Source organism: Halorubrum sp. SS7, from assembly GCF_005435055.1.
In the GTDB taxonomy this organism is placed as follows: Archaea; Halobacteriota; Halobacteria; order Halobacteriales; family Haloferacaceae; genus Halorubrum; species Halorubrum salinarum.
In genome coordinates, this window is sequence record NZ_SGXV01000012.1 from 17,188 (window position 1) to 29,920 (window position 12,733).

At 68.5% G+C, this 12,733-nt stretch carries 12 protein-coding genes; 4 read left to right on the plus strand and 8 right to left on the minus strand.

All coding sequences use genetic code 11. The annotated features are described in order from the left end of the window. The first annotated feature begins 4 nt into the window (after window positions 1–4). Window positions 5–1,033, plus strand: coding sequence for an NAD(P)/FAD-dependent oxidoreductase (locus tag EXE44_RS11680; protein ID WP_137717277.1), 1,029 nt, complete (start codon window positions 5–7; stop codon window positions 1,031–1,033). 6 nt (window positions 1,034–1,039) lie between these two features. Here the strand turns inward: EXE44_RS11680 and EXE44_RS11685 are convergent, their stop codons facing one another. Beyond that, window positions 1,040–2,326 (minus strand): M20 family metallopeptidase, encoded by a 1,287-nt coding sequence (locus EXE44_RS11685; RefSeq protein WP_137717278.1) that lies wholly within the window; start codon window positions 2,324–2,326, stop codon window positions 1,040–1,042. 4 nt (window positions 2,327–2,330) lie between these two features. After that, window positions 2,331–2,849: a cupin domain-containing protein gene (locus EXE44_RS11690; RefSeq protein ID WP_137717279.1), complete on the minus strand. Its 519-nt coding sequence runs from the start codon at window positions 2,847–2,849 to the stop codon at window positions 2,331–2,333. 103 nt (window positions 2,850–2,952) lie between these two features. Between EXE44_RS11690 and EXE44_RS11695 the strand changes: the two genes are divergently transcribed. Beyond that, window positions 2,953–3,927 (plus strand): DUF3179 domain-containing protein, encoded by a 975-nt coding sequence (locus EXE44_RS11695; RefSeq protein ID WP_137717280.1) that lies wholly within the window; start codon window positions 2,953–2,955, stop codon window positions 3,925–3,927. Window positions 3,928–3,993: 66 nt separating this feature from the next. Here EXE44_RS11695 and EXE44_RS11700 read toward each other — a convergent pair whose 3' ends face one another. Beyond that, window positions 3,994–5,685, minus strand: a complete 1,692-nt coding sequence (locus EXE44_RS11700; protein WP_137717281.1) for a glutamate synthase-related protein — start codon at window positions 5,683–5,685, stop codon at window positions 3,994–3,996. Window positions 5,686–5,946: 261 nt separating this feature from the next. Here EXE44_RS11700 and EXE44_RS11705 point away from each other — a divergent pair, with 261 nt between their 5' ends. Then, the gene (locus tag EXE44_RS11705) at window positions 5,947–6,360 is read left to right on the plus strand and encodes a hypothetical protein (RefSeq protein WP_137717282.1); all 414 of its coding nucleotides are present in this window, start codon (window positions 5,947–5,949) and stop codon (window positions 6,358–6,360) included. 23 nt (window positions 6,361–6,383) lie between these two features. On the opposite strand, the gene EXE44_RS11710 is transcribed toward EXE44_RS11705, so the two are convergent. The 5 genes from EXE44_RS11710 to EXE44_RS11730 all read right to left on the minus strand — a co-directional run bounded on the left by EXE44_RS11710 (window position 6,384) and on the right by EXE44_RS11730 (window position 11,101). Continuing rightward, a complete protein-coding gene (locus tag EXE44_RS11710) occupies window positions 6,384–7,217 on the minus strand; it encodes an NAD(P)H-hydrate epimerase (RefSeq protein ID WP_241991827.1) in 834 nt (277 codons plus the stop codon). Further along, window positions 7,192–7,575: a SaoD/DsrE family protein gene (locus tag EXE44_RS11715; protein ID WP_137717284.1), complete on the minus strand. Its 384-nt coding sequence runs from the start codon at window positions 7,573–7,575 to the stop codon at window positions 7,192–7,194. Before EXE44_RS11715 ends, EXE44_RS11710 begins: the two co-directional genes overlap by 26 nt. Window positions 7,576–7,644: 69 nt before the next feature. Further along, entirely contained in the window at window positions 7,645–8,682 is a 1,038-nt protein-coding gene (locus EXE44_RS11720) for a YncE family protein (protein ID WP_137717285.1), read from the minus strand. Further along, the gene (locus EXE44_RS11725) at window positions 8,679–9,749 is read right to left on the minus strand and encodes a sulfurtransferase (RefSeq protein WP_137717286.1); all 1,071 of its coding nucleotides are present in this window, start codon (window positions 9,747–9,749) and stop codon (window positions 8,679–8,681) included. The genes EXE44_RS11720 and EXE44_RS11725 overlap by 4 nt, the downstream gene beginning before the upstream one ends. Then, the gene (locus tag EXE44_RS11730) at window positions 9,749–11,101 is read right to left on the minus strand and encodes a hypothetical protein (protein ID WP_137717287.1); all 1,353 of its coding nucleotides are present in this window, start codon (window positions 11,099–11,101) and stop codon (window positions 9,749–9,751) included. The genes EXE44_RS11725 and EXE44_RS11730 overlap by 1 nt, the downstream gene beginning before the upstream one ends. Window positions 11,102–11,257: 156 nt before the next feature. Between EXE44_RS11730 and EXE44_RS11735 the strand changes: the two genes are divergently transcribed. Next, window positions 11,258–12,466, plus strand: coding sequence for a YeeE/YedE family protein (locus EXE44_RS11735; RefSeq protein WP_137717288.1), 1,209 nt, complete (start codon window positions 11,258–11,260; stop codon window positions 12,464–12,466). Window positions 12,467–12,733 lie beyond the last annotated feature (267 nt).

Genomic DNA, 12,733 nt, shown 5'->3' on the forward strand with positions numbered 1-12,733 from the left:
TCATATGTCTGAGGAGCTACCGACGGAGTCGTACGACGTGGTCATCGTCGGCGGAGGTCCCGCCGGCCAGACCGCGGCATTGTACAGCACCCGATTAGGTCACCGGACCGCTTTAGTTGACCGCGGCGGCGGTCGCGCAGCAATGATGCAGGAGGTCCACAACCTGATCGGCACGCGAGAGGAAACGAGCGGGAACGAGCTACTCGGTGTCGGAAAAGAGCAGCTAGAGGAGTACGGCTGCGACCTCCACCGCGACGTGATCGCGTCGTGTAATCGCACGAGCGACGACGACCGCATCGCGCTGGAGGGCAACAGTGCGGTGTACGAGACTGACGCGGTCGTCCTCGCGACGGGCTTCAACGACGTGCGCCCCGATCCGCCGCTGCCGCGGACGGGACGAGGGCTCCACTACTGCCTGCACTGCGACGCCCACATGTTCGTCGACAAACCGGTGTACGTGATGGGGCACGCCGAGAGCACCGCTCACGTGGCCGGGATCATGCTCAATTTCACCGACGACGTCGACATCCTCACGCGGGGCCATGACCCAGAGTGGAGCGACGACACAGCGGAGATGCTGGAGAACCACCCGATCGACGTGGTCCGTTCGGATGTCTCCGGCGTACAGAACGGCGAGGACGGCTGGCTGAAGGCGTTGGAGTTCGAGGACGGGACGACCCGGGAGTACAAGGGCGGGTTCGCGATGTACGGCTCCGAGTACAACAACGGACTGGCTCGCGAGCTCGGCTGCGATCTCAACGACGACGGGACCGTCGACGTCGGCGATCACGGCGAGACATCGGTCGACGGCGTCTACGCTGTCGGCGACGTGACGCCGGGCCACAACCAGCTCCCGATCGCGCTTGCCGACGGCGCGAAGGCTGGCATCTCGATCCACTTCGCGCTCAGGGAGTTCCCGCGAACGCACGAGGCGCTGCGGGAGGCGGGTCCCGTCCGCGACGAGGAGGTCCCCGGCATCCCGGACGAGCTACTCGAGCAGGCGGTCGACTTCCACACGTACGGCGGGGACTGACCGAATTCAGCGGTCGTCGGACCCGACGGCTCCGCCGTCGAGCCGAGCCGCGAACTCACCGACGAGCCGCGCGTACGCCTCGGCATTCCGGTTAAGCGCGTCAACCGTTGTGTATTCATCGACCGCGTGGGCGGTGTCCGTTCCGAAGCCGAACTCCACGGTCGGAATCCCGTCGTGGCGCAGATCCTTCGCGTCGCCGCCGCCGGTGGCGCTTCGCCGGTAGACCTGCCCCTCGACGACCGACTCCGCCGCAGCCGTACTCGCTTCGACCAGCGGCGAGTCGACTGGCTCGTAGCTCCCGCGACTCCACGAGACGTCCGCGATTGAGATCCCCTCGATTCCACCGAGACAGCGCCGGATCGATCCGAGCGCGTCGCGAGTCTCGACGGTCGCGGTCAGTCGGATGTCGATCTCTGCGCGCGCCGACACCGGGACGGCGTTAACCGCGCTCCCGCCCTCGATCACGCCGAGGTTGACCGTCGGATACCGGAACAGATCGCGGACGGTCTCGGCGTTTAGCTCCTCCTCGTGGAAGCCGACCGACTCTTCGACGATGGGCTCCATCTCTGGGTCGACATCCAGCTCTCGGGTTCCGAACTCTCGTTTGAGCCGGTCGATCGCGGCCGTCAGTCGGTCGATAGCGTTGATACCGAGCATCGGCCGCGAGCCGTGTGCGGCCTCCCCGGTCGCCTCTAACGTCAGCCAGATGGCGCCGCGGTCCGCGATCGACACCGCGCAGCGGCTGTCCCGCGAGGTGGTCTCCCCAATGACGCAGGCATCGGGTGCGAACTCGATCGCCTCTCTGACGCTCGGCAGGCCGGCGTCGCCGCCGGTCTCCTCGTCGCTCACGAACGCAAACCGTAGGTCGACCGGCGGCGCCGAGTCGGACTCCGCGTACGCGAGCGCAACATGAACCATGGCGGCGACGGCGCCTTTCATATCCGTCGCGCCCCGTCCGTAGAGTCGGTCGCCGTCGCGCTCGCCGAGCGGGTCACGCGACCACTCCGTCTCGTCGAACGGGACCGTGTCGAGGTGGCCGACGAAACACAGCGTCCGCTCGGCGGTGCCGGGCAGCGTCGCGACGAGGTTTGGCTTCTCCGGGTCTACCGCGATCAGCTCTGGCTCGACGCCGGCCGCCTCCAGCCGCGACCCGATCCACGAGACCGGCGCCGCGGTGTGGCCCGGCGGATTGGCGGTGTCGTGGCTTAGGAGCGTCTCCGCGGAGGAGACGAGCGCCTCCCGGTTCGCGGCGAGGAACCTCTCGACAGAGTCCGGAAGACGTTGCCGCGTCATCGACTCACGGCACCTCTCCGTCCATCGATCCGCGGTACCAGCGCCCCGTCTCGGTCCCGCACTCGGCGCACCGGGTGACGACGGCCTCGCGGCCCGTCGCCTCGCCGTCGCCCGGTTCGGTGACGCGGTCGAACTCGCTGTCCCGATCGGCGTCGCAGTCGGGACAGTACCGGAGCCGCGGCATCTCGCCGTACTCCAACGGAGCGCCGAGCGCGAGTGCGCGGACCGGCTCTTCGCCCCGGTTCCAGCCGCGTTGGAGTTCGCCGCGGTCGAACCGCACGACCTCGTTTTCGCCCACCTCGACCGGACCCTCCTCGGTCTCGAATGTCGCGGTGCCAGAAACAACGTAGAACGCCTCCTCTTGGACTTCGTGGCTGTGGTACGCGAATGCGAAGCTGTCGCCCGGGTCGAGCTCGTAGTAGTTCACGGCCATGTCCGTCAGCCCGAGCGCGTCGGTGAGCGGTCGCATCACCGCGGCCGGCTGGAGCGAGTTCTCCACGTCGTCGACGCGGACGCGTTTCATACCTGCCTGTCCAGGGCCAATCGAATAAACAGCGCGGCGCTGTGCGGCGGCGGACCCAATCCGCGGACGACCGAATTATATTAGACGAACGCCAGTCGCCGACGTGAACGTCCGACGAGTCCTCCCCCGAGACGCGATCCCGAGCGTCGACGAGCCTCGGTTCAGCGGAGCGTACGACGGAGACGCCGACGACGCGGTCATCGCCGTGACCGACGCAGATCCGCCGCGAGCGTATCCGGTGCGGTACCTCCAGTTCCACGAGATCGTCAACGACGCCCTCGACAGCGGCGACGGCGGCGATCCGATCGCCGTCACGTGGTGTCCGCTCTGCGGAAGCGCGGTCGTGTACGACCGGAGTCACGCGGGGCGGACGCTCGAGTTCGGCGTGTCCGGGAAGCTTGCGGACGACGACCTCGTGATGTACGACCGGGAGACCGGCAGCGAGTGGAAACAGTCCACCGGCGAGTGTCTCGCCGGCGCGTTCGAGGGCGAATCGCTCGCCGTCCGCCCGGCGGCAATGCTCTCTGCTCGGGAGTTCCGCGAGTCGTACCCGGACGGCGTCATCCTCGACCCGCCGGGCGGAGAGAGCGAGGCGGCGAGCGACGACGACGAGCCCGCCCCGATCGACTACGCCGAGTCGCCGTACGAGGCGTACGCCGCGGGCGAGGGGTTCGGGCTCGCCGCGCATCGAGGCGCGGCCGACACTCGGGGGTGGGACGGTCCCACGGACCTCGACCCGAAAACCGTCGTGTTGGGCGTCGAATTCGACGGCGACGCACTCGGCTTCGCGTTCTCCCGAGTCCGAGCGGTCGGCGGCGTCGCACGAGCGACGGTCGGCGAGCAGGACGTCGTCGCCTTCGCGACGGATGACAGTATCCACGGGTACGCGGACCCCGGTCACCGTTTCGAGATGATCGACAGCGGCGTCTCCGGCGACGGGACGATGTGGGACCCGACCACTGGCGCTGCGGCGGACGGTCGTCGACTCGAACGACTACCGACGCGACGACTGTACGCGTTCACGTGGCTAGACGACCACGGCCCCAACGCGTTCCACCGGCCCGACTCGCTCGACTGAGCTGCCGGTCTCCGCTGAGTAGGTGCTCTCTGTCGAGCCCACCGTTCACCGCCGACGTTCCGTCGCTCACCGCCTCTGTCCCGCCGCGCCCACGCCCCCGTACTCGACGCCGGTGAGGTCGGCGATGTCCCGCTTCCACGTCGTCAGGTCGCGACGCCCGAACTCGGTCAGCGCGTCGTGACCGCAGGCGCGGGCCATCACTTTCATTAGTTTCACTGTCGCGGCGAAGTAATTGGCGAGCCCCTGGGCGGCCGAGTCGATCACGAGCCGGTCGCGAAGCCCCTCTTTTTGTGTCGCGATCCCGACCGGGCAGTTGTTCGAGTCACAGGCGCGCATTCCGAGACAGCCAATCGCCTGCATTGCGGCGTTCGCGACCGCGACGCCGTCGGCGCCGAGCGCCAGCGCCTTGATGAAGTCCGACTCGGTGCGGAGCCCCCCGGTCGCGATCAGCGTCACGTCGTCCGCGTCGCGCGCGTCGAGGTGGCGACGCGCCCGCGGAATCGCCGCGATCGTCGGCACCGAGATGTTGTTCTTGAACACGTCCGGCGCCGCGCCCGTTCCGCCGCCTCGCCCGTCGAGTATCAGGTAGTCCGCCCCCGCCTCCAGGGCGAAGTCGATATCGTCCTCGACGTGCTGCGCCGAGAGCTTGAACCCGACGGGGATGCCGCCGCCGACCTCGCGGACGCGGTCGGCCATCGCCGCGAAGTCGTCTGGGGTCTCTAAGTCGTCGAACCGTGCGGGGCTGACGGCGTCGGTGCCCGGTTCGAGATCCCGAACCTCCGCGATCTTTCCCTGGACCTTCTCGCCCGGGAGGTGGCCGCCGGTACCGGTCTTCGCGCCCTGTCCGGTCTTGAAATGGAACGCCTGTACGTCCGCGACCTTCTCGATGTCCCAGCCGAACTTCCCGGTGGCGTACTCGTAGAAGTACCGCGAGTTGACCGCCTGCTCTTCGGGGAGCATGCCGCCCTCTCCGGAGCAGACCCCTGTCCCGGCCGCGTCCGCGCCCTTCGAGATCGCGACCTTCGCCTCCTCGCTCAGGGCGCCGAAGCTCATGTCGCTGACGAACACCGGGATCTCCAGTTCGAGTGGGTTCTTCGCGTTCGGGCCGATCACGAGTCCGGAGTCGACCGGCGCCTCGTCGTCGAGGGGAGTCCGGTCGAGCTGGGCCGTGAGGATCTGGAGGTCGTCCCAGCTCGGGAGTTCCGTCCGCGGGACGCCCATCGCAGAGACGCTTCCGTGCTCGCCGATCCCCTCGGGTCCCTCGCGGGCGAGCTTCTGGATGTAGTGCGTGTGCGGCTCCGTCTCCCCTTCCGGTTCGCCGTAGAACTCGGGGTTCACCGCAGCGTCCACGTCGTCCGCCCCGTCGGCGTCGTCCGGGAGGTCGTACGGCTCCGGGTGGTCGGCGGCCCACTCGGCGACCGCCGCCGCGTCGACGTACACCGCCGCCTCGCCGTCGCCGTCGGCCTCGACCCACGCCGGGAACTTCTCTAACCGCTCTGAGTTGTCGTACTCGCTGATCCCGGTGTCGTACCGGTAGTCCCAGCCGTGGACGCCGCAGATGAGGTCCTCGCCCTCGACGTGCCCGTCGCCGAGGAGCACGCCCCGGTGGAGACACCGGCCGTACAGCACCGACACCTCGCCGTCGTACCGGACGACCACGAGGTCGACGCCGGCCGCCCGGGCGTGGGTGGGCTCCCGGTCTCCGAGGTCGCTCCACGTCGCGACCCGCTCGGGATCGCGTGCGCTCTCGGCGCTCATCGGGCCCGTCGCTCCTCCGTCAGGCCCGTGCGTCCGTCGCCGCTCGTGCCGCGCTTCGCGTCGCCGATCACTGGCGCCATTGACGACCGTACCCACCGGCTCGCAGAGTATAACGCTCCGGTGAGCGTGACGTAACCGCCCCGTCGAACGTCGGTCCGTGGCCGGTCGACAGTCAAGTACCGTGAAAAGAAGTCACACGAACGTAACCGGGTCACATGCCCCTCAGCGAGCGTTTATATGCGGTGTCGCGTCGTGGAGGGTATGGCAGCCGAGACCGAAGCGGCCGCGTTGGAGCCGCTCACGACCGCCGAGATGGAATCGACGATGGCCGGGATCAAGCGCATGCTCAAGATCGGGGCTGCGTTCGCCGCCGTCGGCTACCTGTTGGTCGGGTTCGCGCTCTTCGTGGAGATCACCGCGTTCCACCCACTGTTGGAGGAGTACTTCGCCACGCACACCGGGTGGAGCCTCGCCGGCGGCGGCGCGGACCGGGCGGGCGAGACCGCCCTGAATTCGCAGCTCGCGACGATCCACTCGTTCCCATCCGTGCTGTTGTGGCTGAAGCTCGGCGGCGTCGCGCACGTCCTCGTCGGGATCTTCGTCGCGCTCGCGGCGATCGTCCGGACGCTGGCGCTGATGCCGCACCGACTGGCGTACGAGATGGCGGACGAGTAGGTTCGTACCGCACGCTCCTCGTGTCACCTCGTCGATAGCGGGACGGCGAACCCGCCACCGAACGGGTTACAGTACTCGATCTCGAGGCGGTCGTACACTACTTGCGGAATCGAGAGATCGACGAGCCGGAGATCGCCGCCGACCGTCGCGAGCCCCGTCTTCGGTAGCGCGAGGGTGGCGGTGAGGTCCGGTTCGACCGCGACCCCGGGCGCCTCTCCGGTCGTCGCGTTTGTGCCGGAGGGAACGTCGAGCGACACGATTGTTTCCGCCGCGCCGTCGACGGTTTCGATCAGTTCTGCCGCGGCGCCGCGGGGCGCCCCGGTCAGTCCGTAGCCGATCAGCGAATCGACGACGAGATCGTCGAGCGCCGTGTAGGTGTCCGTATCGCAGTCGGGCGATTCAATCGTTACGTCCATCGCTTCCAGTATTCGCAGTTGTTCCGCGGTGACGCCGCTGACTTCGCTCGGTGCGCGGTCGAGAACGATTCGGACCGGAACATCCCTATTCGCGAGGTGTCGGGCACAGGCGAGGCCGCCGCCGCCGTTACCCCCGTTACCGGCGAGTACCGAGATAGGAACGTCGCTCCGGCCGTTCGATCGGACACGGAGAACGGCCTCTGCGAGCCCGCGACCGGCGTGTTCCATCATCCGCCGGAGATCGAGGCCGATCTCTTCGACGACAACGCGGTCGATGTCCCGCATCTCATCGGCTGTGACCGCCGTCACGCTTCGACCGCTCGGACCGACGAAGGTGGACGCGTCCATGTGCTGCCCTTCGAAACCGGTGTCAAAAACGGTGCGGGAGAGTCCAGGTCTCCCCAATACAAGCCAGCTACAGGGTGATGACGTGGTCGACACCGACCTCGCCGAGCGCCTCGTAGAGGTCGGGGAAACAGCCGACTGTGGCGCCTTCGACGGTGTTCGTCGGCTCGTAGCGGTCGCGTCCGTGCTCGTCGGTCCGGTCGTACTCCGCGAGCCCGCGACGGGTCGCACACTGGTCACAGAGCATGAGCAGGATCTCCTGCTCGGTCGCAACGTCCGCGAGCCGTTGTCCGAGCGGGTCGTCCTCGCGGAGCGCGTACGTGTTGTCGTGGAAAAAGAACATGCCGACGACGTCGGCGCCGTGCGCGCCGGCCTCCAGCTGCGGGAGGATCATGTCGCCGAGCACGTAGTCGATGGTCTGTCCGGCTGTCGCGAAGACGTATGCGACCTTCATACAGCAGGGACGGAGAACGGAGCAATTACGGCAGCGACTCCGGCAGGGTTCCCCGCCGTCCGTGACGCTTCAGACCACGACCGCGCCGAACGGGTACGCCGGCGTGTCGGCGGTCCAGACGGTGCCGTTCGCGACGTCGACGAGCGAGATCCCGTCGTCGTCGTAGTGAGACACGAGGAGCCGGCCGCCGCCCACCGGGGCTGCGACGAGCCCCGGCGCGTTCGTGTCGACCACCTGGCCGTCGAGCGAGCGAAGTCGAGCGGCCTCGGCGTCGAGCACCCACCAGTGACCGTTCGCCCTGAACAGGTCGACCGGTCGGGAGAAGCCGTCGTGGACCGCTTCGAGCGTCAGGTCCGGCGAGAACTCGTGGACCGTCCCGTCGGCCCGCCCCGGAACGAACACGCGGTTGGCAGTGACGACGAGGTCGTACGGGTCCGCCCCGACCGCGGCCTCTTTGCGAACGTGGCCGACTCGGGTCGCAGGTGCGTCTGGCTCTTCGTCCCCGTGACTAGCCGGCTCGAATACGACGATCCGGTCTCCGTCCTGATCGACGGCGTACCCGTGGTGCCCGTCGGGCGTGAGCGCGACACCCTGTACCCTCGCCTCCGGACCCACGTTGACCGTACCAATCTGCTCGTGAGTCGCGGTATCGACGACATCGACGACGCCGTCTCGCCGACTGCCGCTGTAGAGGCGGTCGCCGTTGGGCGCGACGGCCAGTTCGTGCGGCTCCGCGCCGACGCCGATCCGGTCGGTACGTGCCAGTTCCACCGGATCGATCACCGCGAGCGCGTCGCCGGCCGAACAGGCGACGTACAGCTCGCCGTTCGCGCTCGCGAAGTGCGAAGGGCCCAAGACGCCGGTGTCGATGCGGCTCACCTCGCCACCGGGGTCGACCGCGGTCACCGACCGCTCGCCCATCGTCGCGACGAACGTCCGGTCGGCAGTCGTCGTCGCGTGGACCGGGTGGCTACCGACCGGCACCTCGCCGAGCGAGTCGCCCGTGGCGAGCGCGAACAGCGCGAGAACGTCGGCGCCCTCGCAGGGGACGGCGACGACACGGTTCGGCGCGTCTTCCGCTCCCTCGCCGGCACCGTCCGAGCTCATCCCGTACAGGAGAAGTCGCCGCTGCTGTCGTCGCCGCCGACGCTCCCCTCGGTCTCGACCACGACATTCGTCGCCGTCTCGACCGGGTGTCGCCCGCGGTCGTCCGCGTTCGCCCACTCACCGAAGCCGCCGTCGTAGACGCGGACGTCATCGAAACCGATCGCCCGCAGCGTGAGCCACGTCGAGGTCGGGTCCACGTTGTCGTCGCCGTACACGACGACGGGGGCGCTGCGATCGAGCCCCGCTTCGCCCTCGTACAGCTGGACGAGTCGCCCCGGATCCGCCATCCGGCGGCCGGAGACGTTGCCGACCCAGTGGACATCGATCGCGCCCGGCAGGTGGCCGTGACGCTCGTGGTCGTCGTTCAGCGCGTCGGAGCCGGCCGCGGCCAGATACGCCTCCGGCACCCGCACGTCGACCAGCCCCGGGCCGCCGTCGTTAAATGAGCCAACACGCTCGGCGAGCCACTCCCGGGTGACCCACGTTGACGGCGCCGGGTCGGCGTCGTACGTCGCCGTCGACACGTCGCCGCGGGATCCGGTTCCGAGCCGGCCGTTCCACCCGTCGAGCCCGCCGTTCAGCACCTTGATATCCCCGCGGTGGCCGACCGCGGCGAGCGCGAACGCGGTCCGCGTGACGCGGGAGCCGACGCTCGCGCCGTAGACGAGCACGTCGTCGTCGGGTGCGACGCCGATCGACTCGAACGCGGCCGCGATCGCGTCCGCGTCCGGGACCGCCCCGTCCTCAGTGCCGCGCCGACTCGTGATCGCGTCGAAGGGGACGCGGCGGGCGCCGTAGACGCGCTCCTCGCGGAACCGCTCCGCGTTCCGCGCGTCGAGCACGACGGCGTCGTCGCGGTGCTCGGCCAGCCAACTAGGGCCAACGAAGTGGGCGACGTTGCCCGTCACCTCGTACTCTGCCGCCACGTTGGCCGGCGTCGAGACGCTCAGACAGCCGGCCGTGCTCGCCGCGCCGGCCACCGTCGCGCCGGCCGCGGCGCGGAGGAGTCCGCGCCGCGTCGCGTCGCCGCCTTCGTTTCCGTCGGTCTCCGGAGGTTCGTCGGTCATTAGCCGCAGTAGCAGTGGTCGTCCATACACCACGACGCCTCCATCTCGCCGAACGCGATTCCGAGCGACGCGAGCGAGGCCTGAAGGCTCGATACCGCGTCGCTCTCGGGGCGGACCGTCCCGGCGGCCGCGCCCGTGGGTGCCTCTCCGACCTCAATCGTCGTCGCGACCTCGCGGTTCTCGTGGTCGATGACCGCGACCTGGTTCGCGTCCTGAACCGGGACGTACAGCTTCTCGCGGTTCGGGCCCCACGCGCCGGCAATGCTACTCCCGCCGATGTCGAGCGTTGTCGCGTACTCGTTCGTCTCCAAGTCGATCACGCCGACGCCCTCACCCGGGATGAAGAGGTACGCCGCCGAGTTGTCCGGGGCGACCTCGCTCGTTATCGGCGCGCCTGGTAGGCCATCGTCGCCGGTGATCTTCGCGACTTCTTCCGGGTTCTCCGGGTCAGAAATGTCCCAAACACTCTCCGAGCCAACGCGGGGAACCTCAGGGTCGCCGCCGAGCGTCCCCTCGCCGTTCTCCACGAGGAGCAGCTCACCGTCGAAGGAGGCGGTACACATGAACGGGAGGACGTTCCCCTCGGTGATCGGTTCGCCGGCGTCGACTCGGGTCACCGTCTCGAAGGGGTCAACGCTCAGCACGCGGATCGCCTCGTCGGCGACATCGACGACGAACGCGTAGTCTCCGTTAGGCCCGAGCGTCATGTCACAGGGCCCAACGTAGCCGGTCTCAATCTCGGCGGTCACCTCGCCGAAGGTGTCGCTTTCGCGGTCCGCGTCGACGCGGAAGATAGCGTGGTTCGCGTCGCCCTCGGGTGCCATCCCAGTCGTGCCGCCGGAGGCGATGAGCAGGTGGTCGCCGTCCGGCGTCAGGTTCGGGTAGTTCGGGCCGAACCCGGTCTCGACGTACGCCAGCTCTTCGAGGGTGCGCTGGTCGACGGCGCGGACGCCGCCGGAGACGTTGAGCCAGAGCACGTCGTGGTCGGACTCCGCGCCGGTGGAGTACTGGTTGGCCGGGAAGGAGGCGGTCGTCCCGAGGAACGCGGAGGTGACGAGCTCGTCGGACTCGGCGTCGATGACGCTCAGCGTCCGGTCGCCGTTGTTGAACACGAACATCGTCGGGACGGCTTCGCCGCCGTCGCCGCCGTCGCCGCCGCCCGAACAGCCGGCGAGGGCGGCGGTCGCGCCGACGGTCCCAGAGGCCTGAAGCAGGCGTCGCCGGTCGACACCGTCCGCGAAGGGGTTTTGGCGGTCGTTGTTCGCCAGTTCCTCTCCCTTCGCGGGTCGCGGGGACGCCGCCGTCTCCCCGTCCCCGGAGTCGCTCGACCCGCAGCCGCAGTTATCGCTCATACGTATCGGATGATCCTTTGTGGCTAAAGCCTCGCCGAACGCCCGTCTCGTTGCCCCGTGTCCCACATTTCGGCAACACTTACGCTAATCTGCGATAAAAGGGGTTCGTTACCGTGTCCGGCGCGGATTTAGGTGCGAGGACAGTAGAACGAGCCGATGATACTCTCGCCGAGCGCCTATATCGGCGTCTCGATCGCCGTCGGTCTCGCCTTCGGTATCTTGCTCCAGAAGGCGCGCTTCTGTTTCGTCAGCGCCTTCCGCGACTTCGTCGCGTTCAAAGACACCCGCGTGCTGAAGGGACTGCTCGCCGGGATCGCCGTGATGACGGTGTTCTGGAGCCTTCAGGCGACGTTCGGTTACTTCCGCGGCTTCTGGACGCCCGCGTGGGGCCTCGGGTCGCTGATCGGCGGCTTCGTCTTCGGGCTCGGGATGACGCTCGCCGGCGGCTGCGCGTCGGGGACACTGTACCGCGCGGGACAGGGATACCTCCAGTTCTGGCTCGTCCTCCTGTTCATGTTCGTCGGATACGTCCTCTTCGCGTTCGCGTTCCCGGTCGCCGAGACGTACTACTTCCAGACGCTGAACCCGTTCGAGGGGCAGACGCTCTACCTCGCGCTCCCATTCTCGCCGGCCGTCACCGGCGCGCTCGCGGTCGCCGTGGGGACGCTCGCCTACGCCTTCGTGAAGGGTCGCAGCCAACTCCCGGACGACCCCTCCGGCGGCACCGGCGTCGCCAGCGACGCGCGGGCACAGGTCGCGCTCGGCGGCTCACGACTGCTCTCGTCGGTGGCGCTCGGCCTCCGCGGCATCGCGGACGGCACCGTTGAGTACGTCCGCGCGCTCCGCGACGACGACCGGCCGCTGAAGGTCCGCCTGCGCGATTCGTGGGACGCCCGGACCGCGGGCGTCGCGATGGCGCTCGTCGCGAGCCTCTGGTTCTCCGTCCACGGCCACTGGGCGATCACCGGCAGCGAGGCGCGCTGGGCCGGCTACCTCCTCGCCGGCGCGGGGTTCGACGTCGCGAGCGTCGACTACTGGGGCTCGGTGCTGTTCCGCGACGGCAACATCTCGCTTACCATCGACATGCTGATGATCGCGTCGCTGATCGTCGGCTCGTTCATCGCCGCGTACGCCTCCGGCGACTTCCGAATCCGGAAGCCGAAGCTGAACCGCGTTCCGAACTACGCGGCGGGTGGGCTCCTGATGGGTGTCGGCTCGCGGCTCGCGGCCGGCTGTAACATCGCGAACCTGTTCTCCGGGGTCGCGCTCCTGTCGGTCCACTCCTTCCTCGCCGGCGCGGGGATCATCCTCGGCGTCTACGTGATGACCCACTACATGTACCGCGAGGTCGGCTGCGCGATTTAATCGGGATTTCCAACCGGTTCCGAATTTCTTGTTTGAGTCGATAATACGCGTGAGTTTGACGGAGTGACTTCTGGGGGATAGATGCGGAACATCTCCAAAGCCCCAGCCTCGCGGCTTCCCCTTTGAGTCCCGTCCCGCACCGCACGGCAACCACACCTCACGCCCCCAGCCTCGTCGGCTTCCCTCCGCTTCGCTCCGGTCGGCCGACTCCCTCGCGCGTGTGACTCGCGCCCTGCGGGCGCTCGTCGGTACGCGCCATCGCGGGTT

Coding starts and splice junctions, on each gene's coding strand:
- EXE44_RS11680 (WP_137717277.1), top strand. CDS start 5: ATGTCTGAGGAGCTACCGACGGAGTCGTACGACGTGGTCATCGTCGGC.
- EXE44_RS11685 (WP_137717278.1), bottom strand. CDS start 2,326: ATGACGCGGCAACGTCTTCCGGACTCTGTCGAGAGGTTCCTCGCCGCG.
- EXE44_RS11690 (WP_137717279.1), bottom strand. CDS start 2,849: ATGAAACGCGTCCGCGTCGACGACGTGGAGAACTCGCTCCAGCCGGCC.
- EXE44_RS11700 (WP_137717281.1), bottom strand. CDS start 5,685: ATGAGCGCCGAGAGCGCACGCGATCCCGAGCGGGTCGCGACGTGGAGC.
- EXE44_RS11705 (WP_137717282.1), top strand. CDS start 5,947: ATGGCAGCCGAGACCGAAGCGGCCGCGTTGGAGCCGCTCACGACCGCC.
- EXE44_RS11715 (WP_137717284.1), bottom strand. CDS start 7,575: ATGAAGGTCGCATACGTCTTCGCGACAGCCGGACAGACCATCGACTAC.
- EXE44_RS11720 (WP_137717285.1), bottom strand. CDS start 8,682: ATGAGCTCGGACGGTGCCGGCGAGGGAGCGGAAGACGCGCCGAACCGT.
- EXE44_RS11725 (WP_137717286.1), bottom strand. CDS start 9,749: ATGACCGACGAACCTCCGGAGACCGACGGAAACGAAGGCGGCGACGCG.
- EXE44_RS11730 (WP_137717287.1), bottom strand. CDS start 11,101: ATGAGCGATAACTGCGGCTGCGGGTCGAGCGACTCCGGGGACGGGGAG.
- EXE44_RS11735 (WP_137717288.1), top strand. CDS start 11,258: ATGATACTCTCGCCGAGCGCCTATATCGGCGTCTCGATCGCCGTCGGT.